The sequence below is a fragment of the Desulfovibrio oxyclinae DSM 11498 genome (assembly GCF_000375485.1).
In the GTDB taxonomy this organism is placed as follows: domain Bacteria; phylum Desulfobacterota; class Desulfovibrionia; order Desulfovibrionales; family Desulfovibrionaceae; genus Pseudodesulfovibrio; species Pseudodesulfovibrio oxyclinae.
Genome location: NZ_AQXE01000012.1, coordinates 78,768 through 104,109, shown reverse-complemented (window position 1 = coordinate 104,109; position 25,342 = coordinate 78,768). Strand labels below are relative to the sequence as shown.

Genomic DNA, 25,342 nt, shown 5'->3' with positions numbered 1-25,342 from the left:
GCCATTCAGACAGGTCGGAAGCAGGCACTCCCAACTCTCGGCTGAGAAGCTCAAGGTCTTCTCCCCGAAGCAGGCGAAGCACGGCTTCGACCTTGTGCTGGGCCCAGAAACGTTTCTTCTTGCGCGCCGGTTCCGGCTCTCCGGCTCCGTTCGGCCTACGGCCTCCCTCCGCCGGAGAGCCGGAACCGGCCTTCGAATTCTTTCCCATTGTCGGTCACCTCCTGGACGTTTGTTACGCCCAATTCGGTGTCCAAGAAAACCCTAGGGCAATCCACACAGTTGAAATTCCCAAAAGCGCTCCTGAAGTTTTTGCCGCAGCCAAAAAACGAGTAGACAGCGGGATGTCAGAATCTGGAATCGCCTTCACTGTTGTCGATATTGATGAAGATAATTATTTGATTGAAGTAGAAGGGACTGAAACTGAATGGGAAGCAAAATTCGTCGTCATTCCAGTCAGCAAAGATGTCAGCCAGATTATAGCAACTGGGACAGATGATGACCGGTCACATGAAGAATCCGAACAACTTGTTCTTCAGGGCGTGAAAAATTTGTGCGACGACCTCGGGGTAAGGTATAAAGTCATTACAAATGATTAGTCCCCTAATTGCAGATGCTTTAGGAGTATCTTCGGGCAAGGATCTCCAGCTTGCTCCAGATGAGTCAAAGTGATCGCTGATTCTTCTGGCAAAGCAAAGTCGCAAAAAGCTTAGCCCAATAAACGTACTGTGACGAAATCTGAGAAGGTCCGAGTCTTTGTCTTCGGCACAATGCAGCTAGCAAAAAGCTCCGATCAAATGATCGGAGCTTTTTTGTGCTCTCCGCTCCTCCAGTCCATGCGCTCGACTTGTTTGTCTTTGTCCGTTTGCAAGAGCGTTACCGCCCATGCCATTTCTTTTTGAAGCAATTGTCCCCCTCCGCCTTCCTGCTCTCACTCCTGCTTGACGCGCTTGAAACAGCGCTCCTGCAAGGAGGCCGCGTCGGCTTCGTTTACGGTGCTGTCGGGAAAATTTACTGCTTTTCGGTAGCGCTCTGGGGTAATATCCCGGAATTGCGTACCTCTTCTCGGGGAATGTTTCTTGCTTCGAATCAAGAAAAGTCCCTGAAGGAAGGGGCGGCCCTGAAAGCACCGATCGACTAAAGGAGGTGCCCAGTGAGTACGCGGTTGCTTTGCTTCGTTTCCACAGTGTTGCTGTTGTCATTTCTGGCAGTGGCGGGAAGTGCGAACGTGTCCGAGGCTTCGGCCATCCGGACCGGATTGTTCGACGGTTCCTCGCTTGCCGGCAATGACGACGGTTCGACCGGGGCCGTGAACCTCGGTTTCACCATCAACTTTTCGGGAATCAACTATAGCCAGACGTACGTGAACAACAACGGCAACATCACCTTTAATTCGGCCATGAGCACCTATACGCCGTTTGGCATCCAGACCACGACAACACCGCTCATAGCCCCGTTCTTTGCGGACGTGGATACCCGCTCGGGCAATGTCCTTACCTATGGACAGGATTCTCTGAACGGACGAAGCGCGTTCGGTGTGAACTGGTTCGAGGTGGGGTACTACTCACAGCATACGGACCTGTTGAATACGTTCCAACTGGTATTGCGTGAGCGCGGAGACATAGCGCCGGGCGACTTCGACATGGAATTCAACTATGGTCAGATCCAGTGGGAAACCGGCGATGCCTCCGGCGGCAGCGGCGGCCTCGGTGGGACTTCCGCGGCGGTGGGATACTCCAATGGTGCGGGCACCTACTACGAGTTCCCCGGTTCGCGGGTCAACGGAGCATTCCTCGACGGCGGCCCCAACTCGCTTGTTGCGGGGACCAACGTCAATGTCGCGGGACGCTATCTGTTCGAGATTCGCAACGGTCAGGTCGTCACGCCCGATCCGGTTCCCGAACCGGCAACGATCGGTCTTTTCGCCGCAGGCCTGCTGGGCGTCATGCTCTTTGGGCGCCGCTACCTTCGCAGGTGATTCATGTGTGAAGAATGGAAGAAATAAGGCGGCATCTCCCCGGAGATGCCGCCTTTTCATTGTCGGTGCCGAGGCCTAGAAGCGTTCGAATTCCTCTTCGTTCACTTCGCGGTAGGGCAGAGCCTTGGGTTCGGCCTTCGGAGACTTTTTCGTTTCCGCCTTAATCTGTTTTCTGCCGTTGCTTCCGGGGGAGTGGTCAACGTCCAGCTTGAAGAACTCCATGGTCTCCTGCAATTGCACGGCCTGCCCGGAGAGCTCCTGTGACGTGGCAGAGACTTCTTCGGAGAGGGATGCGTTCTTCTGCACCACCGTATCCAGATGCTGGATGGATTCGGATATCTGCTGTGCGGCGTCATTCTGCTGTTGGCTGGCCACGTTCACTTCCTGCACCAACTCCTTGTTGCGGTCGATGTCGGTGACCATGGTCTCCAGCATCTGACCGGCCTTTTCCGCGATGTGCAGGCTGTTGCCGGTGAGTTCGCTGATCTCGCTGGCGGCAACGCCGCTGCGTTCGGCCAGTTTTCGTACCTCTGCCGCGACCACGGCGAATCCCTTGCCGTGTTCACCCGCGCGGGCCGCTTCGATGGCTGCGTTCAGCGCCAGCAGGTTGGTCTGCCTTGCGATTTCCTCGATAATGGAAGTCCGATCCGCAATGTTGCGCATGGCCTCCACGGTTTGCCGGACGGCTTCGCCGCCTTCCGTGGCGTTCTGCGCGGTCTGGACGGCAAGGTCCTCAGTCTGCTTCACGCGGTGCGTGTTCTGGGTGATATTGGCGGTCATCTCTTCCATGGAAGCGGCGATCTGCTCCACGGACGCTGCCTGCTCGGTGCTGCCCTCGGACATCTGCTCCGCGGCTGCGGCGAGTTCCTCGCTTCCGGCCGCCACCAGCTCGGCCGCGCCCTTGACGCGGGCGACGATGTCCTTGAGCGAGCGGGTCATACGACCAAGGGAGCGCATCAGGCGGCCCAGTTCGTTGGCGGAGTCGGATTCCGTCCGGCTGCGCAGGTCGCCTTCGGCCATCTTGGCGGATACGTCCATTCCCATCGTCACGGGAGCGACCACGAGCCTGCGCAGGAGCATCACGATAAGCGCGATGATGATAAGCACGCTGACCGCGCCCACACCGGCCAGCGTGTAGCCTTGACGCACGGCACCGGCTGCGAGGTCTTCCTCGTAGGCGCTCATGCAGATGACCCATCCGGTGTGCGGGTCGGTGNGGAATACCATGACCTTGCTGTCGCCCTGCCAGTCGTAGAAGACGACACCGTTCTGCCGACGGAGAGCTTCCTGAGCGAAAACCGTATTGCGCTGGTTTTTCAGGATGAGCGATTCATCCTTTGGGTGATGGATGAGTCGGCCATCCGAGTCCAGAATGAACGCGTAGCCTTCATGGCCGATGACCACGGGATCGATGAACTCTTTGGTAAAGCCTTCCCAGCCGCCGAGCAGGGCGACGCCACCAAGCAGGTTGCGCTGTTCGTCATAGACGGGAACGCTTATGGCGAAGATGAGGTCCTGTCCGGATTTTGCCCGGAACACCTCGGAAACGAATTCGCTTTTCCCTTCGAGCACGGCGCGCACATACTCCCTTCCGCTGATGTCGAGCCCTGTCAGGGTTGCGCCGTCCCTGGTCGAGCCGGCAATCGCCATGCCGGATGTGTCAAACGCTATGCCCCCCCAGAGGTTGGGATTGCTCTTGGCAAGTTTTGCGAGGATTCTGGTGTTGCCGTCGGTCTTGTCTTTGAAAGAAGCTATGACATCATCGCGGGAGGCAAGTGATTTGGCCGTGGCCGTGCTGTCAGCAATGAACAGGCCGAGCGCGGAGCGGATGGCATCCGCCTGACTTCCGGCCGCTCGCGTTTCGCTTTCGAGCACCAGCTCGTAGGATGATTTGTTTACGTAGTATACCAACGCCGATACGCTGATAACGACAATCGTAATCAGCGGGAAGAGGATGGCGCGAGCCAAACTTCCATTAAGCCAAGTGAACATTGTTTTCCCCATTTGTTTTTGAAGCACCGGAAACAGCCTGAAATCATTGGTTGGTTGACATGCAGGCCCGCCCGATCCGGAAGGCTTCCAGCTCCGTCTCAAAAAAGTGGAGTAAACCATGCGCTCACGACTGTGAAGGGGTTATAACGATTATAACGCCTTGAAATGGGAAAAACAGAAAAATGTAACGAGATTAGAGTCTTGTCTATCGGTAGTATGTGTTTTCGTTACCTTCCTGACAGGGCGGGCTTGACAACCCGGCAGGAGGGTGGCAGTTAATGGTCGTACCATTTGAGCGGAGCGAAGTGGTTTTTCCCCACAAAATGGTTCTTTTTGTCGAAAAATCCAATTTAAGGTAATACCAATGAGTGCAGCGATTGATGCCCAGACTTTGTTCATGCCCGTGAGGATGGGTCGCGCCACCGAGGAGATCGCCCTTCAGGTGGAGGCGGCCATCATGGACGGCAGGCTGGCCCCGGGCGAGCGGCTGCCGAGCGAGCGTGACATGCAGGCCCAATTCGGGACTGGCAGGGGCGTTGTTCGCGAGGCGATCAAGATACTCAAGCAGAAAGGGCTGCTGGAAGTGAAGAAAGGCGCCAAGGGCGGAGCCTACGTGCGTGAAATCGGCGTGGACAACGTCTCCGAGTCGCTGACGCTCTTCCTGAAACAACATCCCTTCGACCCCGAAAAGCTCATCGAGTTTCGCGAGAGCATGGACCGCTCCATCACCGAGCTGGCCATCGCCCGCGCGGAGGACTCCGAAAAGAAGGAGCTTTACCAGGGTGCCAAGAAACTGGAGGCAATGCTTCGCGAGTCCGCTCCCGATCTCAACGAGGCGGGGGAGCTGGACCGCAAGCTGAACATAATGCTGGCGCGCATGGCGAGGAATCCGCTCTTCGAGTGGGTGATGCATGCCCTGCAGATGGGATTCAGTTCCCACGATTACGCGCTGTATGAAGATCCGGTGTATCGTGAAAAGGCGGCCGCCAACTGGAGCGATACGGCACGGGCCATTGCAGCGGGTGAACCGATGCGCGCCCTCTCGTTCATTGGACATCATTATGTCCTGCTGCGCCAATGCGTCGAGGAGAGGAACGGGACACGGCAGGAAAACGAGATGCCCTTCCTCAACGAAATCAGTGAATAGCCACAAACGGAGTGCGATCATGAAACATTACGATTACATAATCATCGGCGGCGGTTCCGCGGGCTCGGTGCTCGCCAACCGCCTCAGCGCGGACCCCAAGACCAAGGTTCTGGTGCTGGAGGCCGGTCGGCCCGACCATCGTCTGGACTTCCGCATCCACATGCCCGCCGCGCTGACCTATCCGCTGGCAGGCAAGACCTACAACTGGTGGTATGAGTCCGAGCCGGAACCGTGGATGAACAATCGCCGCATCTACCAGCCGCGCGGCAAGGTTCTCGGCGGATCCAGCTGCATCAACGGCATGATCTACATTCGCGGTAACGCCATGGATTACGAGAAGTGGTCCAAGGATGACGGCATGGAGAACTGGTCCTACGCGCACTGCCTGCCGTACTTCCGCCGCTTCGAATGCCGCACCGCCGGCGCCGACGAATATCAGGGCGCCGTGGGTCCGCTGTACCTGACCACTCCCGAGTGCGACAATCCGCTGTTCAATGCGTTCTTCAACGCCGTGCAACAGGCCGGATACCCGCTCACCAAGGACGTAAACGGCTACCAGCAGGAAGGCTTCGGCAAGTTCGACCGCAATACCTATCAGGGCCGTCGCCATAACGCCGCTCGCGCCTATGTCCATACGGTGAAAAACCGCCGCAACCTGACCATCAAGTGCAAGGCCCACACTAACCGCATTCTGTTCCAGGGCAAGCGCGCCGTGGGTGTCGAGTACACCAAGGGTCGCCGCACCATGCAGGCCTACGGCGGCGAGATCATTTCCTGCGGCGGCGCCATCAACTCCCCGCAACTGCTCCAGCTCTCCGGCATCGGTAACGGCGCGGAACTGTCCTCGCTCGGTATCGACGTGGTGCAGAACCTCCCCGGCGTGGGTGAGAACCTGCAGGACCACCTCGAACTCTATGTGCAGTACGCCTGCAAGAAGCCGGTCTCCATGTTCCCGGCGCTGCAGTGGTACAACCAGCCGTGGATCGGCCTGAAGTGGCTCTTCGGACACACCGGCGAAGCCGCGACCAACCACTTCGAGGCTGGCGGATTCATCCGCAGCAACGATCAGGTGGAATACCCGAACCTGCAGTACCACTTCCTGCCTATCGCCATCCGCTACGACGGTTCGGCTCCGAACGAAGGGCACGGTTATCAGGTCCACGTCGGCCCCATGAATACCGACGTTCGCGGACATGTGAAGATCAAGTCCGACAACCCGGCCGACTACCCGAGCATCCTGTTCAACTACCTCTCCACCGAGCAGGAGCGTCGCGAGTGGGTGGAAGCGATCCGCAAGACCCGCGAGATCATGACCCAGCCCGCATTCGACGAACTGCGCGGTCGCGAACTGGCCCCGGGCGACCAGGCCCAGACCGACGAGGAGATCCTCGACTTCGTCGCCCGTGAAGGCGAGTCCGCATATCATCCGAGCTGCACCTGTGCTATGGGTACGCATGACATGGCCGTCACCGACCCCGAAATGCGCGTGCACGGCGTGGACGGACTGCGCGTGGTGGATGCCTCGGTCATGCCTTACATCACCAACGGCAATATCTACGCCCCGGTCATGATGATCGCGGAAAAGGCCGCCGACATGATTCTGGGCAACACCCCGCTGGCTCCGGAAAACGTGCCTTACTACAAGCACGACGAAGCCTAAGACTCACGGGAGCATCCCATGATTCGCAAGAAAATGTACATAGACGGTGAATGGGTGGCCGCGGACTCCGGCAAGGAGCGCGAAATCCTGAACCCGTTCGACTCCTCGGTCATCGCCAGCGTCCCCGAAGCGGGACGCGGCGAGACCCGCCGGGCAATTGCCGCCGCTCGTCGCGCGTTCGACGAGGGCGGCTGGCCCCAGACCCCGGCCGCAGAGCGTGCCCGGCTGGTCTTCAAGCTGGCGGAACTGATTGAGCGTGACCACGAGGAACTGGCCCGGCTGGAAAGCCTCGACACCGGCAAGACGGTGGAAGAGAGCCGCTGGGACATGGACGACATCGCGGGCATCTTCCGCTACTTCGCCGGACTGGCCGACAAGGACGGCGGCGAAGTCATCGAGTCTCCGGTTCCCGACACCACCAGCTACGTGATGCGCGAGCCGGTGGGCGTGTGCGGTCAGATCTCCCCATGGAACTATCCGCTGCTTCAGGCCTCGTGGAAGATGGCACCCGCACTGGCGGCGGGCTGCACCGTGGTCATGAAGCCCAGCGAGATCACGCCGCTGACCACCATCAAGGTCACCGAACTGGCCGAAGAGGCCGGATTCCCCAAAGGTGTGGTCAACACCGTGCTCGGCCCCGGCGCCGAAGTGGGCGCCGAACTGTCCGAGAGTCACGACGTGGACCTCATCTCCTTCACCGGTGGCATCGAGACGGGCAAGACCATCATGCGCGCCGCCACCGGCAACGTGAAGAAGGTCGCGCTGGAACTCGGCGGCAAGAACCCGAACATCATCTTCGATGACGCCGATTTCGATCTGGCCGTGGACTATGCCCTCAATGGCGTCTTCTTCCACGCCGGACAGATCTGCTCAGCCGGTGCACGCATACTCGTGCAGGAAGGTATCCACGATCGCTTCGTGGAGGAACTCCGCAAGCGCATGGAGCGCATCAAGCTGGGCAACGGCTTTGACGACGATACGCAGATGGGCCCCCTGACCTCTGCCGAACACCTCGCCAAGGTGGAAGCCTACGGTGAGATCGGCAAGAAGGAAGGCGCAAAGCTCCTGCTGGGCGGATGCCGCCCGGATGACGAAGCGCTGAAGGACGGCTACTTCTACATGCCGACCCTGTTCTCCGACTGCGAGAACGACATGCGCATCGTGCAGGAGGAGACCTTCGGTCCCATCATCACCATAGAAAAGTTCAGCACCGAGGAAGAGGCGGTCACGCGTGCCAACAGCACCGTCTACGGTCTCTCCGCCGGTTTCTGGACCAACGATCCCAACCGCATCGAGCGTGTCTCCAAGGCGCTTCGCTTCGGCACGGTCTGGATCAATGACTTCAACGTCTACTTCGTTCAGGCCCCGTGGGGCGGCTACAAGCAGTCCGGCCTCGGCCGCGAGCTGGGTCGCATGGGACTGGAGGAGTACACCGAGGTCAAGCATGTCTATCGCAACCATGCGACCAAGGCGCTCAACTGGTTCGGCGCATAGGCGGACGGAAACCGTAATGCGCAAGGCGTCTTTTTTTCATACCGGGTAGCGTCGAGCCGTCCAGAGACGGCTCCGCCCCTGTTAACCGTAACAGAGGAGTTATGATGTTGGACCCCTTCAGGCGAATTCTCGCCGCTGTCGTTCTCGTCGCAGCAGTATTCACCTTCACCGCAACCGGCGCGTTTGCAGCGAAAGACAAGATCAAGATTGCAAGCGTTGGCTGGACCGGGGTGACCATCAAGACTGAGCTGGCCGTCTCCATTCTGGACAGCCTCGGCTACAATGCCGAAAACCTCATGGTTTCCGTTCCCATCGCCTTCAAGGCCATGGCTACTGGAGATGCAGAAGCCTTCATGGGTAACTGGATGCCGTCTCAGGCTTCCATGGTGAAGCCCTACATTGAGGAAGGCAGCGTGCTGAACTGGGTTGCGAACATGCACGGCGCAAAATACACGCTGGCCGTGCCCACATATTGCGCCGAGGCTGGCCTGACTCACTTCAAGGACATCGCCAAGTTCGGGGACAAGCTCGAATGGACGATTTTCGGCATCGAAGCAGGCAACGACGGCAACCAGATCATTCAGGACATGATCGACAAAGACATGTTCGGTCTCGGCAAATTTAAGCTGGTTCCCTCCAGTGAAGCCGGTATGCTCGCTCAGGTGCAGTCCTACACCAAGGACGAAAAGTGGGCTGTGTTCCTCGGCTGGGCACCTCACAGCATGAACGAACGTATCGACATGACCTATCTCAAGGGCAGCACCGCTGAAACCTTTGGCGGCAACGACGGCACCGCAACCGTCTGGACCAACATTCGCGCAGGATTCCAGGAAGAGAATCCCAATGCCGCGAAGCTGCTCAAGAACCTGACCTTCCCCATCTCCATGATGAACCAGATCATGACCACCCTGAACGAAAACGGCTCCCTCAGCCCGCGCGAAGCCGGTCTGCAGTGGGTTGAAAACAATCCCGAGACCTACAAGCGCTGGCTCGAAGGCGTGACCACCGCCGACGGCGAACCCGCTGTTCCGGCTTTTGAAGCCTACCTCGAAAAGGCTGAATAGACACACTCTCGCGGAAAACGAAAAGCCCCCGCTTCTTCGGAAGCGGGGGCTTGTTATTTTAGTCGGGATGTCGGGGCGCCCTAGTCGTCGTAGTCGCCTTCCGGGCCCTTGTCGGTGTCGATGGCGGCAGCTTTTTCGCGGATTTTCTCTTCGGTCCATTCCGCGGGGTCGGCCACGCGTCCCATCTTGGGACCCAGATCGTGAGAACCGGCTTCAATGAGCAGGTCGTAGGCCAGATCGGCGGTGTCTCCGGCGTTGAAGACGTTGACCAGCAGATCGTAGACGAAGTCCTCAATGGCCTTGACCATGCGCTCGCGGATTTCGCGGGGCTCGCCAAGCAGCCTGCGCTCGAAGGGCAGGTTCAGTTTCTTGTAGTCGCCACCCTTGAGGTTGTTGGCCTTGGCGTACTCGCTGATCTCCTGCCAGAGCTCTTCGCTCATGCCGCGGCCTTCGACCTTCTCGAACTCGCCGTCGGTCATGATGGCGTTGCCGTACTCGTTGACCTTCACGCCGAAGCCGATCATCTGCAGGGCGGTTGCCACGTTGGCCTTGGTGGTGCGGGTCTCCTCCGCAACACGCTGGAGGCGGTCGGTGTGGTTGCCCGAGGTGCCGTGCTGTGCGCCGGAAGTGCCGAACGGCTTGATGGCCTCGTGAATTTCAGCGGTCAGCTCCACCTGGATGCCGCCGCCGGTGTCTTCGATGCCGTGCGTGGTGCCGTTGTTCATGGCGATCCAGTCGGGGCAAATGTCGTGCGCGTTCAGGCCCTCGATGAGGTACTTGGCCTCCACCGGTGTGGAGAGGCCGTGCTTGCCCTTGATTTCGCCCACTTCGGTTTCGTAGCCGGCCCAGTCGGGAATGACCGGGTTCAGCTCAATGTTTGCCAGCAGGTTCTGATCGTCGGGGAGGTGAGATGCGTCCACGGCGATGGAAGTGATGCCGGCGTCGAAAAGCGTTGGAATCTCCCTCTCGGCCACCGCCACGTCGTCCCATTTCTTGATGACGTAATGGTCGGCGTGGATCGCCACGGGGATGGTGATGCCGTACTGGTTGCACAGCGCGTCCACCCGGCGGGCGAGGTTCCACATGTTGGTGGGGCAGTAAGTCGATTCACTGCGGGCGATTTCCAGAATCAGCGCGGCGTTGGCGCGCTGGGCCGCCTTGAGGGCACCTTCGATGACGAAGATGTTGCGGCCGTTGGCCGCGATGGTCATGCATTTGCCTTTTTTCAGGCAGGCGCGGTCAATGACTTTCCCGCTGACGATCAGGGCCTGCGAGTTGGGAAAAAGTTCCTGAATGTTCGGCGGACGGCCAAAGGCCAGCGCCTGTTCGAATTTGGTTTGGGACATGCCCTGTATCCTCCTCGTGGTATATTCTCCGTACAAAGGGACAAATAAATACGAAACCCCGGGAAAAGTCAAAGAGTGTCCCGGGATTTCTAAGACGGCTCTGCATGAAAACCGTTATATTTACATCATGATCGCCGCGCCGTCGCTCTTGCTCTTCTTGTTCTTCTGCTCTTCGCCGGTCGGCTTGAGCGAGTAGCCGAGCTCACGGGCCATGAATTCAAGCACTGCCACATTTCTGGTGACGCGGATGATGTCGAACATGGTTTCCGCGCCCAGTTTGGCGTGGGTATCGAAGGGATTGAGCTCCCGAAGCAGGGTGGAGTATGGCTTGTTGATCTTGCGACACACCTCCTTGGCCGCGATCTGACCGTCAAGAACCACATCCTGCATTTTCTTCGTAAGATTCTTTTCAAACATTGTCTCCACCCTCCACTGCTTGGATTATTGAAGCTTAGTGCGAACGTATCACAGGGTGAGAAAATTGGTCAAACCGAGTGGGCGAAAAACCTGTGTTAGACCCCTTATTATAACATGTTGTGACGTTGCAGGTGTGGAGGACGTAAGGCTATTGTTTTTTGTCTCGGTTACTTAGGAGATCGTTTATGGTGTCGATGAGAGGCTGGGGGGCCACGGGTTTGCTCAGGCTGGCCTGACCGATGTTGCGGCTTTTGTCCTGCACGATGGTGAGGGCGATGACAGGGATATCCGCCAGCTCGGGGTCTTTGCGGAGCCATTCGACGGTTTCGATTCCGTCCATGCCCGGCATCATGATGTCCATGGTGATGATGTCCGGACGCATCCGGCGCGCCATCCTCAATGCGGTGCCGCCGTCCCCGGCGGTTTCGACGCGGAAGCCGGCCCGGATGAGTATTCCGGAAAGATAGTGGCGTTGCCCGGCGTCGTCATCAACGATCAAAACGAGGGGGGCTGAAGCATCCGGCATGAGCATGTCTGGGAGTCGCTCTTCCGGAACATAGGTCAGCGGAAGTTCGATGATGAACGTGCTGCCTTCGTCCACGCGGGATTCGGCCCAGATGCGACCACCGTGGTGTTCCACGATGTTTCTGCTGATCGCCAGACCGAGGCCGGTTCCCTGCTGGCTGGAGCGCAGGGTATCGCCCTGTCGTACCTGCTGGAATTTATCGAAAATGGCCTCAAGTTCCTCTTCGGGGATGCCGCGGCCCGTGTCCGTCACTTCGATTCTGATGAAATTGGATCCGGACCCTGTGGCCCGGATGGTGACCATGCCCGAGTCGGTGAATTTTTCCGCGTTGCTGAGCAGGTTGATGAGCACCTGCGTCATCCTGTCGCGGTCCACCTGCAGAAGGGGCAGGCCGGGGGAGGCATGTGCGTGAAGCTCCACGCCGGGTTTGCCGGAGAACTGGCCGCGTACCAGCGACGCGGCGTGACCGATCAGCTCCTCGACGTCCACTTCCTCGTAATGCCAGTCTACCTTACCGGACTCGATTTTGTTGAGGTCCAGCACTTCGTTGACAAGCCTCGTGAGGCGGTCTCCTTCCTTTTCCACCACCTGAAGGTTCTTGACGATGCGATATGCCTTGCGTTCGAGATCTCCGTCCTCCTTGCACGTCTTGGAGAAAGTGCGTTGGAACTCCTTGCGGATGAGCTTGGCAAAACCAAGTATGGACGTCAGCGGAGTCCGCAGCTCGTGCGAAACCGAAGAAAGAAACGCGGACTTCATCTTGTCCAGCTGTCGCAGCCTGTGATTGGCCTCTTCCAGTTCCTGCGCCTTGAGGAACAGGTCCTGCGTGCGCTGTTCAACCGTCCTTTCAAGGTTCGCATTGAGCTCCGCCAGCGCGTCCTCGGCCTTGTGGCGTTCAGTCACGTCCTGGAAGGTCGCGTCAATGCGTTGCAGTTGTCCGTCATCGTTGAGGGTTGGCTGTGCGAGAATGTAGACCCAGATGTGCTCTCCATTCCGGCGGATCATCTCGATTTCACTACCCTCGACCGAGAGTCCCATTTTGAGAGTTTCGATGAACTTTGTGCGCTGCGACGGATCCACATAGAAATTCTCGGGATGTCGTTTGCTGTATTCGACCAGCTCTTCCGGTGTGTCGAAATTGAAGATTCTGGCTGCTGCCGGGTTGGCCATGATGAAGCCGCCTTCGGGATCGGCCTGCACAATGCCTTCCTGTGCCCGCTCGAAGATGCTGCGGTAGCGTTGTTCGGCCAGCCTGAGCGCCTGTTCGGCCTGCCTGCGTTCTCGGATCTCCTCGTTCAGGCTTTGTAATAGTTCCCGAAGCCGGGAAGTCATGGTGTTGAAGTTGCGCGCGAGGATGCCCAGCTCGTTGCTGCTGTCGTACCCTATGGAGGTGCTGAGATCGCCCCTGCCCACCTGCTCTACGGCGCGAGTCAGCGTGTTCAGGGGAGTGACGACTCGTCGGGAGTAAAGATATGCCGAAATGCCCCCGAGGACTCCGAGCACGAGAAGCGTGGCGACCATGGCGTTGATCATGATGCGCTGGGGTCTGTTGACTTCGGCCTGAGGCATTTCCACCACGAGCCTGAGCCCGAGGCTGGTCACCGGGGACATGGTGCCAAGGACTTTCTCTCCTCGCAGTCCAGTGTATGGCTCACCCCTCGCACCGTATCCAAGTCCGCGGGAAAGCCGCTCTTCAAGCCGGTCGTTTTCGAGTTTCTTGAGGACCGGTTCGCCGCGCACGTCCAGCGCGATGCCGAAGTTGCGATCATCGAGAATATAGCCGTAACCGGTTCTTCCGATGGGCAGGTCCCCGAGCACCAGCATAAGGTATTTGAGGTTGATCCGGGCCCAGAAGATGCCGTTGGTCACTCCCGCATTGTCGCGAATGGGCACGGCGACCTCAATGGCCGGCACGTCTTCATCCTGTAGCACTTCAAGAGGGCCGATGGCGTTGAAACGCGACCTGGCCGCCATGGCAAAGACTTCGTTTCGCGGCAGTCGCGGGGGAACGTCTCGTCCGGCCTTGGCTACCGGGTTGCCTTCAAGGTCGGCCACGCACAGGGCGGTATAGGCGCTGTTGAGCCGTTTGAGTCCTTCCAGCAGGCTGCGCACCGAGTCCTGCGGCAGTGCCATGAGGTCCGGGATGTTGGCCAGATAGTTGAGTCGGTTGAAGAGGCTTTCGGAATAGCCGCTGATCCGTTCCGCCGCGAGTCTGCCTTCCAGTGAAAGGAGGCGTTGCCTGTCCTGCGAGGTATATTTGTGAGCGATGGTGAGGAGCAGGCCGCCCGACGTGAAGACGCATATCACCGCAAGGATGATGAACCCGTACGTCAGTTGGGAGGATATGGATCTGAAGCCCCTGAATCTCGGCATGTCCGGTCCCGGCTGTTAGGAAATTCGACTGGATTAACACTACACTAGTCGAGGTGTTCCGTCATCCCCGTCGAATTATGACTGATGGGACGGGAGGGAGGCGAGGAACAGTCTGAACAGCTCGGCGATGTCGTTGGTTCGCCCGGCGAGGCGATGGTCTGCATCTATAATATGCAAGTTGGTCAAGTGCTTGCTCGCAAAATGGATGGAGTTTTCCACCGGCACCACTTCGTCACGCCAACCGTGTATTACTGTAATGGCGCTCGCCTTGGGGCTGAACTCTGTGATGGCATACCCCGGCATGTACAGGGCCGGAGCCAGCAGGAACAATCCCGGGATGACTTTGTTCGATCCGGCTGCGAGACTGGCGTACCCACCCATGCTCGAACCGGCCAGAACGTCCGGTTGTCGATCGTCGATCAGCGCCGCCAGGCGCTCGGTTCTGTCGTCGGGACTAGACAGGTCGGTGAAATCCGGTGCCTGAAACTCGAACCCCATCTCGTTAGCTATTGCGGCGAGGCGGATGCTTTTGGTTCCCCACGGCGGAGCTTCAGCACCGTGTGACCAGATGACGAGTCCGCTCATGAAGAGGTTTCCTGCTGCTTCCGGACGGATTCGAGCAGTTGTTCCATTTCCACTTTGAGTTGCGGGAGCAGGGCGGTGATGGTCTCGATATCATCGGCCCTTGCGGCACGGTGCAACCGCTTGGCGCGCTTGTCGAGGTCGGGAAAACCGAACGCTCCGGCTTCGCCTTCAAGCTTGTGCAGGAAGCGTCGCAGGTCTTCCGTGTCTCCGGAAAACGCCTTTGGGCTGCATTTGCCAAGCTCCATGAGCATGCTTTCGAGGAAGCGGGGGGCCAGAGCCTGAATTTCCGGAGGAGTGTCATTTGCCGGCAGTTTCTCCGCGGCCCGGTTGTCCTCGGGCTTTTGTTTTCTGTGGCAGAGTTCGTGGATGGCGCGGATGAGCTGATGTTTGAGAACCGGCTTTGGCAGGTGCATGTCGGCACCCGCGGTGATGCACCGCTCCGCTTCGTAGGCAAGGGCGTGGGCGGTCATGGCAAGAATTGGAATCCTTGGCAGGTCGTTTTGCCGTTCAAGCTCCCGAATGGTGCCCATTGCCGTAAAGCCGTCCATGACCGGCATCTGCATGTCCATGATGATGAGGTCGAAGTCGTCGCGTTCGAACGCTTCGACGCCTTCCTGACCATTGCTGGCCTCGGTCACCGTGCAGGGCGTATCCTTGAGATAAGTCTGCACCACGAAGGTGTTGTAATGCGAGTCTTCCACCAGCAGGATCCGGCAGGGTTGAAGATTCGGCTGTTCGATGGACTGAGCCTCTTCGCGCAGTGGCGGTGCCGCGCTTTTGCGAAGCGGTATGGTGAAGAAAAAGCTGGTCCCCTTGCCCTGTTCGCTTTCGGCCCAGATGCGGCCGCCCATGAGCTTGACGAGCTTGCGGCAGATGGAAAGACCAAGTCCTGTGCCGCCGAACTGGCGCGTAGTGGAGCCGTCTGCCTGCGTGAAGGACTCGAAGATCGACTCCAGCTTGTCGGCGGGAATGCCGATGCCGGTGTCGGAGACTGTTGCGAGGAGCATGTCACCGTGTTCGCCCGATGGGTGCATGCTGATCCGCACCTCGCCTTCCGGAGTGAACTTGATCGCGTTGTCCAGAAGGTTGATGAGCACTTGCCCCAGTCGCGTCGGGTCGCCAATGAGGGTTTCGGGCAGATCGTGGGAGATTTCGCTTTGCAGGGAGAGCCCCTTGTGGGCGGCTTTGGGGCGGACCTGGGCCACGGAGCGTTCGACCACCGCCTTGAGGCGGAAATCGATATTTTCCAGATCCATCCTGCCGGATTCCACGCGGGAAAGGTCGAGGATGTCGTCAATGAGGGTGAGCAGGGACGTGCCCGCGTGTTTGAGGACATCCACGTATTCGAGTTGCGTTTCGTCGAGGCCCGTTTCGGTCAGGCTCTCGGCCATGCCGATGATGGCGTTCATGGGCGTGCGGATTTCATGGCTCATGCCCGCGAGAAATTCACTTTTGGCTCGGCTGGCCTGTTCCGCCTGAAGGCGCGCCTCGCTCGCATCGCGCAGGGCCGTGTTCAGCGACTCGTTCTTCTTCTCCAGTTCGAGCGTGCGTTCCTTGACCTCGGCTTCGAGCGTGGCGGACTGGTTGCGCAGCTTGACGTTGGCTTCGCGCAGGCTGAGGATGAGCGAACTCAGGGAATGGCGCATATCTTCCAGTGCCCCGGCAAGTTCGCCGATCTCGTCGTTGGCCGTGTCTTCGATGGGCGAGTCGGTGTTGCCGTCGGCAATGGATCGTGCGGTGGTGGCGAGGGTCGTGAGTCGCAGGAAAATCTTCCGCCGGGTGAACATGATGCTGGTCAGGGAAATTACCGAGACCAGTACGACCGCAAGAATCAACGAGATTCCGGCGTTGACCGCCACCTCGAACCAGATGCTCTCAAGCGTGACGACGACCCGGAAGGTGCCGATCCATTCCGAATACTTCTTGATCTCCACGCTGCGGGTCAAAAAGCCGGAGTCCTGTGCGAAATCCGTAAAATCCATGCCGCGGTACGGGGTGCGCACGCGCTTGATGACGTTTCGTTCGTCGGTGATGACGCTGACGTAGACAACGTTCTTGTCGAGGAAGAGGGCATCCACGAAGTCTCGAATGGAGGCGTGGTCCACCTGCCAGACCGCGGAGGTGAGGCTGGTGGAAGCAAGACCGCTGATGCCTTCGATGCGGTTGTCGATCTGCGTACGCAGTCGGTAACCGTTTACCGCGATATACAACAGCGTGAAGATCAGCAGGATGATGCCGACGCTGAGTATCTGGGTCTTGTAAAAGCGCCTGCTCAGCACTCCCATGGTGTTCGGCATGTTCGTGCCGCTGCGCTTTTTGAACGCGGACAAGGTACCTCCGGGGAAATTCGATGAACGAATAATCGGAACTGGTTGAACGGTAGCACACCTGTAAGGGGTGTCAATCTATCAAAAATTGACCTCAGGAGGGGGGCTGGGCCTTCCCCGATTGCTTTACCCGGTCAAGCGACACCCGTACCTCGATGGGTTCTTTTATACTGTTGTTGCGGGCAAAGTTTTGAAGCCTGAGCAGACCCACTTCGTTGAGTTCCTGCCCCTTGGCCATGAGCAGCACTCCGTCCTCGGTAGTAACGTTCGCCGTAAGCAGCATACCTACCCTGAGCTCCTTGAAGGTGAGGCTCATGGGGACAAGGCCCTCCTCGGCGAAGATCATGCGCTCAAGCGCCCGGAGCAGCATGGGGTCGTACCGGTCCTCGTCGGAGCGCATGTGGTCCATGGCTTCATCCTTGTCCAGACCGGAACGTTCAAGGCTTTCGAAGTCCCCCGCCAGCCGCAGAAGGCGACCACCGACCGGTTGGTCCGGGTTTTCATCGAACCGGTCATCCTGTGAGGCAATGGCGTCGATGACTTCCTGCATACGCGGGATATTGGCCAGAAGTCCGGTGGCAACCGCGCTGTGCATGGTGAGCATTTGTTCTTCTTCGGGGGTAAGTTCTTCGTTGTTGAATTTCTTGTCGAGAATCTCGGGGTCCACGGAAATATAGCCGATCATGGAGAGCATGGCGGCCAGCTCGTAGCGCCACGGGTTGTCCAGCTTGGCTTCGGTGGCGGTCCCGAGGACTATCTGCTTGATGCGTTCAGTGCGCCCGAATGCCTCCGGCGTGACCAGCGCAAGTATATCGGTAAGAAGCTTGACGCTGCCCCGAAGCGTGCCCCTGAGCAATTCCTTTTCCGCAGTGACCAGTCGGTACTGCTTGATTGACGCATTTACTGTCTTGACGAGGATGTCGGTGTCGCAGGGTTTGGTCAGAAACCGGAAGACGCTTCCTTCGTTCACGGCGGAGATGGCCGAATCGAGGTTGGCGTGGCCGGTCAGAATGACGCGCACGGTATCCGGAGAGATGCTCTTGACCCGCGTCAGCAGGTCGATGCCGTTCATCTTGGGCATCTTGAGGTCGCTGACGACCACGGCGTAAGGGTCGTTTTTCTGGATTTTTTCCAGTGCCTCTTCCGGGCCTTGCGCCAGATCTATGGAAAACTTCCTGCCGAGGCTGCGCCGAAAACTGGCGAGAATGTTCGGTTCGTCATCCACGAACAAAACGGTGTTATTCGTCATTTGCCTTCACCTCTTCGATGATTCGTGAGCACAGGGAATCCCACTGCGGAACCCGGTGGGCGAGCCCGCACTGCTCAAGGAACTGCATATTCAGCTCGCAGGCGGTCTCTCCTTGAATGTCCAGATGCTTGTGTTCGAAATAGTCGGCTGCGTGAACTGCGGCGAGTGGAGTGAATGCTTGGGAGGGGCAGGTTTCCGGCACATGGTGGAAGGCGACACTTTCCAGTATTTCACCGTGAACACCCCAAAGACCGAGCAGGTAAGCCCCGACCTCGCCGTGGGTGGTCTGAAGCAGTCGCTGCTCGGCTTCGTGCTCCGGCATGTCTGCGGCTCCGGCCGCCGATAGAATCTCCTCGTACTGTGTCGGCGTCTGGGTGCTCAGGAGCAGCTTGCCCATGTCGTGCAGCATGCCCGCCACAGAGCATTGCTCGCGTTCCTGTTTGTTTCGTCCTTCATGCTCCGCGATGGCCTCACTGAGCTTGGATACCATGAGGCTGTGGGAACGAAATTTCGCCATGGAAAACGAAGGCGCCGCTTTCTTGGCGTCGAAGGATGAAAAGAGATGGGCGCTCAGGACCAGCGCCTTGACCACCTCCACGCCGAGCAGGCTCACAGCCTGTCCGGGGGTAGTGATCTCCCGGAAGAACCCGAAAAACGAGGAGTTGACCATTTTGAGGATCATGGCCGTCATACCCACGTCTTCCGCGATGATCTCCCCCACTTCGTCCAGCGAGGACCCCGGCCGCTCGATCTCCCTAAGTATCCTGTCATACAGGTCCGGGATGCTGGGCAATGTTTCCACGCCGGAAATGGCGGCCTTGATGCGCGGATTGCTGAGCAGCTGCCGGAGACGGTAGGAATCTTCAAGTGTTTTCAGAAGCTGCTCGGAAGAGCAGGGCTTGCTCAGGAACTGGTGCGCGGTCCGGACCGAACGCATGACCACGGTGGGCTCGGAGTGTCCCGAAAGGATGATCCTTACGGTCTCGGGCGAACGCTCCTGAACCTTTTGCAGAAGTTGTGCGCCGTCCATCCCCGGCATGCGCATGTCGCTGATGACGAGGTCGTATTCCTTCTCTTCCAGCATATCCAGAGCTTCCGCGCCGCCGGGCGCGAAGTCCATGTCCCATTCCTTGCGGATGCCCCTGAGCATTCGCCGCAGGCCGCTGAGAACGTTCTTGTCGTCATCGACGAACAATACGTGCTTCATTGGCTGCTTCCCTCCTTTTCCTGCGAGAACGGCAGCAAAATACGAACCTGCGTTCCTTCACCGGGAGTGGAGATGATGTCTATGCTGCCCGAGTGTCTCTCGACCACTGCCGTGTGGACGATGCTGAGGCCCTGCCCGGTTCCCCTCCCGACCGACTTGGTTGTGAAGAACGGGTCGAAGATCTTGTCCATGATTTCGTCGGGGATGCCTATGCCGGTGTCTTCCACTGTCAGCTCCGCCGCGTCGCCCGCGTGGCGCGTGGATATGGTGATGACACCGCGTTCATCGCATTGTTCGCCATACCTGTCCGCCATGGCGTGCGTCGCGTTCATGAGCAGGTTGAGGATGACCTGATTGATTTCGCTGGGGTCGCACAGGATGTTGGGAAGTGAGTCGTCAAGGTCGGTGACGACACGTGCGCAACTCGTCCATGCGCTTCTGGTGACGTTGATGGTGTCCTGCACGGCCGTGTTCAGGTCATGTCGGCAACGTCGTCCGCTGCCCGGTTGCGAAAACTGCATCATGCTTTTGACCACCGAGGAAACCTTGTTGATGCCGTCCAGCGACTGTCCAATGGATTCCGGAACGTCCTGCTTGAAGAAGGGGTAGTCCCTGCGGTCGATGGCCTCCAGAATGTCGGGATAGTCATTGCTCAGGCCCGCGCGTCGCTTTTCCACGGTATCGAGCATGGCAAAAAGGTCTCCGGCCGCCTCTTCGAGAAAACGCAGGTTGTCGCCCACATACTGAATGGGTGTGTTGATCTCATGGGCTATGCCACTGGCAAGGGTGCCGAGGGATTCAAGCTTCTGGGCTCGGGTGAGCCGTTGTTCCAGCAGCTTGCGGCGGGAGTTGTCGAACATGATCACCACGGATTTGTCCCGGCCGCCCATGGAGATTCGGAATACTGAGCGGTGGATAGGCACTGTAATGCCGTCGCGGCGCCTCAGGCGTGTATCCATTTCGTTGAGCAGCAAAGGCTCCTGCGTACTGCGACACATGTCGCAGTCTCGGCATGTCAGCCGAGGACACGTGATATCCGTGAACGGGTGACCAATCATTTCGTTTCGTGGCGTCTCCAGCAGTTCCTCGGCAACGTTGTTGACTTCCTCGACGATTCCGGTCTCCTGATCGTACAGCAACAGCGCCGCCTTCATGCCGGAAAGGACAGCCTCGAAGAGGTGATCTCTGTCCTGAACCGGGCTGGCGCTTTCGTCCTTCTTGGTTACCTCGGTGATGATGCCCACGATGCCTGCTGGCGAGGCCTCATCCGTGCTGTAAACGGTCTTCTGGAAAACCATTCGCAACGGCGTACCGTGGCTGTTTGTCACCTCTGCGTGGACGCTTTGCAGTTTGGCGTGCCCGGAAAGCAGGCCCTGATCGGCAAGCTCGAAGCTCTGTGCGGTCTGCTCAGGCAGGAGTTCGTGGACTGTCTTGCCAACGAGTTCGTCTCGGCCTCGCTCGAAAACTTCGAGGAACGCCCGATTGCAGCCCACGATAACGCCTTGAATGTCCTTGAAATAAATTGGGATAGGGACCGCTTCGAGGATGGCGGGATGATCCAGCGAGGGGGTGCATTCGTGCAGCGAATCCGGGCCGGGATGTCTGTCTCCCGGACGGACAAGGCCCTCGGCGGGATCCGAGGCGCAGGTGGTTTCCTGTCGCTTGTAGGCTGAAACATCATTGACGCACATCAGGATGCAGGGCTCCCCGTGTGCCATAATGGCGGTTCCGCGCAGGTCGGCGTTGAAGTGGCTTCCGTCGCTGCGATGGCCGAGGGTCTCCATGGCGAAGGCCACGTTGTTGTCCAGCAGGCCGGAAACCTCCTCGGTGAGTTCCTGTCCTTCGCAGCCGAGAATATCTTCCACCGGAGTGCCGATGAACTCGTCCCGAGGGATCTGGAACTGCGCACATGCCGAGCCGTTGGCCTCGGCCACGCGCCACTGCATGTCAACGGTCAGCATACCCGTTGCCACCGCCTCGATGATGTCGCGGTATTCTTCCTGACGCTGTTCAAGCTCCATGCGCTGGCGGTGCAGTTCTGTGAACACTCCCACCTTTGCCTTGAGCACGGAAGGGGAGACCGGCTTGTAAAGAAAGTCCACGGCTCCCATCTCGTAAGCGCGCCGCACCGAATCCTCGTTGGGGGAGGCGGCGGTGATGAAAATGACCGGCACAAGGCGCGGGGCCATGGCTTCGCGGATGCGCTTTGCGGTCTCAATGCCGTCCATGCCGGGCATCATGAGGTCCATCAGCACCAGCGAGACATCGGTTTCGCGGATGATGCCGAGCGCCTCGCGTCCCGAGGTGGCACTCATGAGCGAGAGGTCCATTTCGGCAAGCGCTTTGCCTATCAGCGCGTGGGTGAGCTTCTGGTCGTCAACGAGCAGTACATTCGGTCGATGGTTCATCAGGGTGTCTCCCGCAGCTTCAAAATGTGCCCAGTTCCTGCCGGAGCTTCTCGAAAAGCGGCGCAGCTTCGTCCAGGTCGCCGGAAGCGGCTTCAATGAGCCGTGCCTGTTCGGCCTGCGGTTCAAGGCCCATGTTCATCAGGTTCCCCTTGAGCGCGTGAGCCGCTTCGCGAACCGACTGTTCCGATGCGTCCTCCGCAATGCACTTTGACAGTGCCGCGACGCTGTCACGCAGGGTGCTCTCCGCCGCCTGAATCAAATCATCCACATCCTCGGGGCCCAGCTGGAATTCACGGATGTAATATTCCTGAGTGATCTTGCGTAACATGCATGCTCCGTCATCCGTTGAATGGTTGAGGCGCGACTGCCGGGGCTGAAGGTATCGCAATTGCCGCTGGGGCAACATGATTTTCGCGCCGTGCGTATCGGGTTACTTCTCAAATATTTCGCGAAGGTCATCCAGTTTGTACGGCTTGGGCAGATAAGCGTTCATCCCTGCGTCCAGACAGGCTTTACGGTCTTCTTCCATCGCCTGTGCCGTGAGTGCGATGATGGGCGTCTCGATGCCTGCGGACCGGATGCGCCGGGACGCTTCGAGACCATCCATGACCGGCATTCGGACGTCCATCAGGATATAGTCGTACTGACCGCTCAGGGCCTTTTCCACCGCTTCTTCGCCGTTGCCGACGCATTCGACGTTGCGGATGCCCATGGAGCCGAGGCTTTTTTCAAGCAGCAGGCGGTTCATGGGCATGTCTTCGGCTATGAGAACGCGGGTCTCGTCCATGGATGAATGCTCCTTCTCGGCGGCAGCAGCCTTTGTCGTGGCGGGCTCGGCCGGTGAAAGCTCAAGAGTGAATTCGAAAGTGCTGCCGCGACCGGGCGCGCTGGTGGCTTCGATGTGACTGCCCATGAGGCGCAGCAGCCGATTGGAGATGGCAAGGCCGAGGCCCGAACCGCCGTAACGTCTCGTCTCGTCGCTGCCCTGCGTAAAGGGGGTGAAGATGCGTTCCATGTCCTCGTCGGAGATGCCTACGCCGCTGTCGCTCACTGTGAAGCGGACCTTGCGAGTGCCCACCTTGTGTCCGGCTCCTTCGTCCGCCACGGTCACGGTAACCGTGCCAACGTCGGTGTACTTCACGGCGTTTCCGATGAGATTGATGAGGACCTGACGCAGGCGCAGGGGATCGACGCGCACCCATCGCGGGGTGTCCTTGAAAACCTTTTCCACCTGTACGCCTTTCTGTTGCGCCGTCACCGCATGCATCTCTACCAGCTCCGAAACCATCCGGCGCAGGTCGGCGGGGACCGGTGCGAGGTCCAGCCTGCCTTCCTCAATGCGCGAAATGTCCAGCACGTCGTTGATGATTTCCATCATGTTGTCGGTGGCAGTAAGAATCATGCGCACGTTTTCCCGCTGGGATTCGTTCAGCGTCGTGTCGCGGTCCAGAAGCTGGGCCATCCCCGAGATGGCGTTCATGGGCGTGCGAATTTCGTGGCTGACGTTGGCGAGGAATCGGCTCTTGGCCTTGCTGGCGATGCCGGCCTGTTTTGCAGCCTCCTCGCGTTGTCGCAGCAGCGTACGGAAAAAAATGACGGAAACGACGAGCGCTATGGAAAAGAGTCCTGCCAGTGCGAGCGCTTCGTCGAGGATGTTTCCGTACAGCGAGCTGCGGTTCATGGAAAACGCCAGCCCGAAAGTGTCGCTGGCGGTGCGGATCGGATAAAACGAGGTGAGGAAGGTGCTGTCGTCGCCGTCCACCGCGTGCTGCCTGCGCCCTTCATAGCCCATGCATATTTCCGAGGCGATGTCGTCGGCAACGGCCTCGGGAATGAGACCGCTGAAAGTCCTTCCTGACTCTTGATCGCTGGAATAGATGATGCTGCCGGAGCAGTCCGTGACCCAGAGTCTGCTGTTCGGTGTCAGGTAGATGTGTCCGAGTTCGGACCGGAACATGTCCGGAAGGCTTGTGGTGACGATGACGCGGTAGTCCACCCGGCCTTTTTCGTTCATGACGGGAATGACGTGGCTGGCCTCTTCGCCCTGCCTGAAGGTCTTGAACGTCTTGTTGCGGTAGAGCAGCGGGCCGTACTCCTGGTCGCGGGAAATGAGATAATAATTGTCCTGCGTCCTGAGGATGCTGGCCCAGCGGCCATTGGTGTCCTGAACCGTTATCCGGCGAATCTGGTTCTGATGGCGCGCGTAGAATCGCTTGAGCCGGGCCGTCGCCTGATCCATGCTGTCTTCGCTGTCGATGAAGCCCTCGAAGAATCCCAGCGCGGTGAAGCTCTTGAGGTCTTCCACGAAATGTCGCTGGCGCAGTTCCAGATGGCGGCCGGTGTGCCGCGCATTCTCCAGAAGATTTTTTTCCTGCATCTCCAGCGTATCGGAGACCACGAAAATGGTTACGCCCACCGCACCGGCATAAAGCAGAATGATTACGGCAAAAAAACTCGCAAGAATAAAGCGGGAGCCATAGGTGCGCGGGGTCACGAAACCTCCCTGCCGTCAGGCTGGATCACTCGTATCAGCGTCCAGTCGAGCCCTTCGATCTGTTCTGACAGGAAAATCGTCTTGCGTCCCTTGGTGCGGGTGGATTCCATTCGGGAAGTGCCCTCAAGGAGCGGGAGCGTCGCGGAGCGGATGTTTCTGCACCGGCTTTTGCGCAGGTTGTAGTCCTCGGTGCGGAACGTGTCCTGCCGTACTGAATCGAAATATTTGAAGTCCTGCAGCGGCGGCAGGCAGAGCAGGGAGAGCAGTTCCTCACGTCCGGCAATGACAACCCCATTGTGGTCCACGAGAATCGTGTCGAGATCCGCTCCGGTAAGGAAGCGCTCCGCAAGCGTCCTGATGGTCACGTCGAGACCGACGACGCCAAGCAGGGTGTCGTTTTCATAGACGGGAGCGATGGCGGAAATCATCCAGCCGCGTCCCGCAGGATCGACATAGGGCTTGGGAACCCAGACGGCATTGCGCTCCGGATTGTGTTGCCTGTCGGCGAGGTAATAGAAATTGAATGTGGTGATGTCCACGCCGGCGGGGAACAGGGCGAGACTGTCGAATGGCGGGTAGATGCGATTGAGCGAATCGGCGCTGTTGAAATAGGCCTGAACCACGGCCCGATGGCTGCGACAGGCCTCCTGAAGCGCATCCTCCGCCCCTTCGCTCCAGAAAACGGCGTTCTTCACTCTGTCGTTCAGAGGCGCATGGCCCGAAACCCAGAGTGAAGAGTTGCCGTTCTTGACGTGCTTGTAAAAGACACCGCTTTCGTCCAGGCGGTATCTGGATACGGTCTCGGCATCGGGCGGTCCTTGCCAATTCTTCTTGGCTTGCAGAACAGCCTCGGCGAGTTGGCTGGCCTCGCGCCGTATGGCGTCGAGGTTGGTTTCAATGCGATCGGCGGTATGGCCGAGTTGTCTGCGCTCCGCAGTGAACGTCCGCTCTTCCTGCTGTTCGCCAGTACATGCGAACAGAAGCAGGGACGTCAGAATCGTGATGAGCGCGGTCCGCATGGACGAAACCGGAACGCTGGGCATGGTTCTCCCGCTGCTTTTTCGGGTACTGGATCGCA

The 25,342-nt window shown here is 58.7% G+C and carries 20 protein-coding genes; 7 read left to right on the top strand and 13 right to left on the bottom strand.

What is annotated here, in order from left to right; translation table 11 throughout:
* A partial coding sequence (locus B149_RS18375) for a hypothetical protein (RefSeq protein ID WP_018125687.1) occupies window positions 1–208 on the bottom strand: 208 nt, incomplete at its 3' end.
* 133 nt (window positions 209–341) lie between these two features.
* On the opposite strand from B149_RS18375, the gene B149_RS0113430 reads away from it, so the two are divergent.
* The 3 genes from B149_RS0113430 (at window position 342) to B149_RS0113420 (ending at window position 1,975) form a co-directional block, all read left to right on the top strand.
* Window positions 342–596 (top strand): hypothetical protein, encoded by a 255-nt coding sequence (locus B149_RS0113430; protein WP_018125686.1) that lies wholly within the window; start codon window positions 342–344, stop codon window positions 594–596.
* Window positions 597–811: 215 nt separating this feature from the next.
* Complete coding sequence (locus B149_RS0113425) at window positions 812–1,138, top strand: hypothetical protein (RefSeq protein ID WP_018125685.1); 327 nt, start codon at window positions 812–814, stop codon at window positions 1,136–1,138.
* A gap of 12 nt (window positions 1,139–1,150) precedes the next feature.
* Window positions 1,151–1,975, top strand: coding sequence for a nidogen-like domain-containing protein (locus B149_RS0113420; RefSeq protein ID WP_245533220.1), 825 nt, complete (start codon window positions 1,151–1,153; stop codon window positions 1,973–1,975).
* Window positions 1,976–2,050: 75 nt separating this feature from the next.
* On the opposite strand, the gene B149_RS0113415 is transcribed toward B149_RS0113420, so the two are convergent.
* The gene (locus B149_RS0113415) at window positions 2,051–3,967 is read right to left on the bottom strand and encodes a methyl-accepting chemotaxis protein (protein WP_018125683.1); all 1,917 of its coding nucleotides are present in this window, start codon (window positions 3,965–3,967) and stop codon (window positions 2,051–2,053) included.
* Window positions 3,968–4,331: 364 nt separating this feature from the next.
* On the opposite strand from B149_RS0113415, the gene B149_RS0113410 reads away from it, so the two are divergent.
* The 4 genes from B149_RS0113410 (at window position 4,332) to B149_RS0113395 (ending at window position 9,332) form a co-directional block, all read left to right on the top strand.
* The gene (locus B149_RS0113410; RefSeq protein ID WP_018125682.1) at window positions 4,332–5,114 is read left to right on the top strand and encodes a FadR/GntR family transcriptional regulator; all 783 of its coding nucleotides are present in this window, start codon (window positions 4,332–4,334) and stop codon (window positions 5,112–5,114) included.
* Between the two features lie 19 nt (window positions 5,115–5,133).
* The gene (gene betA / locus B149_RS0113405; protein WP_018125681.1) at window positions 5,134–6,774 is read left to right on the top strand and encodes a choline dehydrogenase; all 1,641 of its coding nucleotides are present in this window, start codon (window positions 5,134–5,136) and stop codon (window positions 6,772–6,774) included.
* Window positions 6,775–6,792: 18 nt separating this feature from the next.
* Window positions 6,793–8,268: a betaine-aldehyde dehydrogenase gene (gene betB / locus B149_RS0113400; RefSeq protein ID WP_018125680.1), complete on the top strand. Its 1,476-nt coding sequence runs from the start codon at window positions 6,793–6,795 to the stop codon at window positions 8,266–8,268.
* 104 nt (window positions 8,269–8,372) lie between these two features.
* Complete coding sequence (locus B149_RS0113395) at window positions 8,373–9,332, top strand: ABC transporter substrate-binding protein (RefSeq protein ID WP_018125679.1); 960 nt, start codon at window positions 8,373–8,375, stop codon at window positions 9,330–9,332.
* Window positions 9,333–9,412: 80 nt separating this feature from the next.
* Here B149_RS0113395 and B149_RS0113390 read toward each other — a convergent pair whose 3' ends face one another.
* From B149_RS0113390 to B149_RS0113340, 11 genes are all read right to left on the bottom strand, one after another.
* A complete protein-coding gene (locus tag B149_RS0113390) occupies window positions 9,413–10,678 on the bottom strand; it encodes a class II fructose-bisphosphate aldolase (RefSeq protein ID WP_018125678.1) in 1,266 nt (421 codons plus the stop codon).
* Window positions 10,679–10,798: 120 nt separating this feature from the next.
* Complete coding sequence (locus B149_RS0113385; protein WP_018125677.1) at window positions 10,799–11,095, bottom strand: phage regulatory CII family protein; 297 nt, start codon at window positions 11,093–11,095, stop codon at window positions 10,799–10,801.
* A gap of 148 nt (window positions 11,096–11,243) precedes the next feature.
* A complete protein-coding gene (locus B149_RS18070; RefSeq protein WP_018125676.1) occupies window positions 11,244–13,994 on the bottom strand; it encodes a hybrid sensor histidine kinase/response regulator in 2,751 nt (916 codons plus the stop codon).
* A 75-nt stretch (window positions 13,995–14,069) separates the two neighbouring features.
* A complete protein-coding gene (locus B149_RS0113375; RefSeq protein WP_018125675.1) occupies window positions 14,070–14,579 on the bottom strand; it encodes an alpha/beta hydrolase in 510 nt (169 codons plus the stop codon).
* A complete protein-coding gene (locus tag B149_RS17275) occupies window positions 14,576–16,909 on the bottom strand; it encodes an ATP-binding protein (RefSeq protein ID WP_018125674.1) in 2,334 nt (777 codons plus the stop codon). Before B149_RS17275 ends, B149_RS0113375 begins: the two co-directional genes overlap by 4 nt.
* 91 nt (window positions 16,910–17,000) lie before the next feature.
* A complete protein-coding gene (locus B149_RS17270; protein WP_018125673.1) occupies window positions 17,001–18,155 on the bottom strand; it encodes an HD domain-containing phosphohydrolase in 1,155 nt (384 codons plus the stop codon).
* Complete coding sequence (locus B149_RS0113360) at window positions 18,145–19,362, bottom strand: response regulator (protein ID WP_018125672.1); 1,218 nt, start codon at window positions 19,360–19,362, stop codon at window positions 18,145–18,147. The genes B149_RS17270 and B149_RS0113360 overlap by 11 nt, the downstream gene beginning before the upstream one ends.
* Window positions 19,359–21,770: a hybrid sensor histidine kinase/response regulator gene (locus tag B149_RS18065; RefSeq protein WP_018125671.1), complete on the bottom strand. Its 2,412-nt coding sequence runs from the start codon at window positions 21,768–21,770 to the stop codon at window positions 19,359–19,361. Before B149_RS18065 ends, B149_RS0113360 begins: the two co-directional genes overlap by 4 nt.
* Window positions 21,771–21,789: 19 nt before the next feature.
* Entirely contained in the window at window positions 21,790–22,098 is a 309-nt protein-coding gene (locus B149_RS0113350) for an Hpt domain-containing protein (RefSeq protein ID WP_018125670.1), read from the bottom strand.
* A 102-nt stretch (window positions 22,099–22,200) separates the two neighbouring features.
* A complete protein-coding gene (locus B149_RS18060) occupies window positions 22,201–24,264 on the bottom strand; it encodes a hybrid sensor histidine kinase/response regulator (protein WP_051069577.1) in 2,064 nt (687 codons plus the stop codon).
* A complete protein-coding gene (locus B149_RS0113340; RefSeq protein ID WP_018125669.1) occupies window positions 24,261–25,307 on the bottom strand; it encodes a PDC sensor domain-containing protein in 1,047 nt (348 codons plus the stop codon). The genes B149_RS18060 and B149_RS0113340 overlap by 4 nt, the downstream gene beginning before the upstream one ends.
* Window positions 25,308–25,342: the final 35 nt, after the last annotated feature.

Excerpts from the sequence above, each read along its gene's own strand:
- betB (WP_018125680.1), top strand. The coding sequence starts at position 6,793 with ATGATTCGCAAGAAAATGTACATAGACGGTGAATGGGTGGCCGCGGAC.
- B149_RS0113430 (WP_018125686.1), top strand. The coding sequence starts at position 342 with ATGTCAGAATCTGGAATCGCCTTCACTGTTGTCGATATTGATGAAGAT.
- B149_RS0113385 (WP_018125677.1), bottom strand. The coding sequence starts at position 11,095 with ATGTTTGAAAAGAATCTTACGAAGAAAATGCAGGATGTGGTTCTTGAC.
- betA (WP_018125681.1), top strand. The coding sequence starts at position 5,134 with ATGAAACATTACGATTACATAATCATCGGCGGCGGTTCCGCGGGCTCG.
- B149_RS0113350 (WP_018125670.1), bottom strand. The coding sequence starts at position 22,098 with ATGTTACGCAAGATCACTCAGGAATATTACATCCGTGAATTCCAGCTG.
- B149_RS0113360 (WP_018125672.1), bottom strand. The coding sequence starts at position 19,362 with ATGAAGCACGTATTGTTCGTCGATGACGACAAGAACGTTCTCAGCGGC.
- B149_RS0113410 (WP_018125682.1), top strand. The coding sequence starts at position 4,332 with ATGAGTGCAGCGATTGATGCCCAGACTTTGTTCATGCCCGTGAGGATG.
- B149_RS18065 (WP_018125671.1), bottom strand. The coding sequence starts at position 21,770 with ATGAACCATCGACCGAATGTACTGCTCGTTGACGACCAGAAGCTCACC.
- B149_RS0113375 (WP_018125675.1), bottom strand. The coding sequence starts at position 14,579 with ATGAGCGGACTCGTCATCTGGTCACACGGTGCTGAAGCTCCGCCGTGG.
- B149_RS0113395 (WP_018125679.1), top strand. The coding sequence starts at position 8,373 with ATGTTGGACCCCTTCAGGCGAATTCTCGCCGCTGTCGTTCTCGTCGCA.
- B149_RS0113340 (WP_018125669.1), bottom strand. The coding sequence starts at position 25,307 with ATGCCCAGCGTTCCGGTTTCGTCCATGCGGACCGCGCTCATCACGATT.
- B149_RS0113390 (WP_018125678.1), bottom strand. The coding sequence starts at position 10,678 with ATGTCCCAAACCAAATTCGAACAGGCGCTGGCCTTTGGCCGTCCGCCG.
- B149_RS18070 (WP_018125676.1), bottom strand. The coding sequence starts at position 13,994 with ATGCCGAGATTCAGGGGCTTCAGATCCATATCCTCCCAACTGACGTAC.
- B149_RS17270 (WP_018125673.1), bottom strand. The coding sequence starts at position 18,155 with ATGACGAATAACACCGTTTTGTTCGTGGATGACGAACCGAACATTCTC.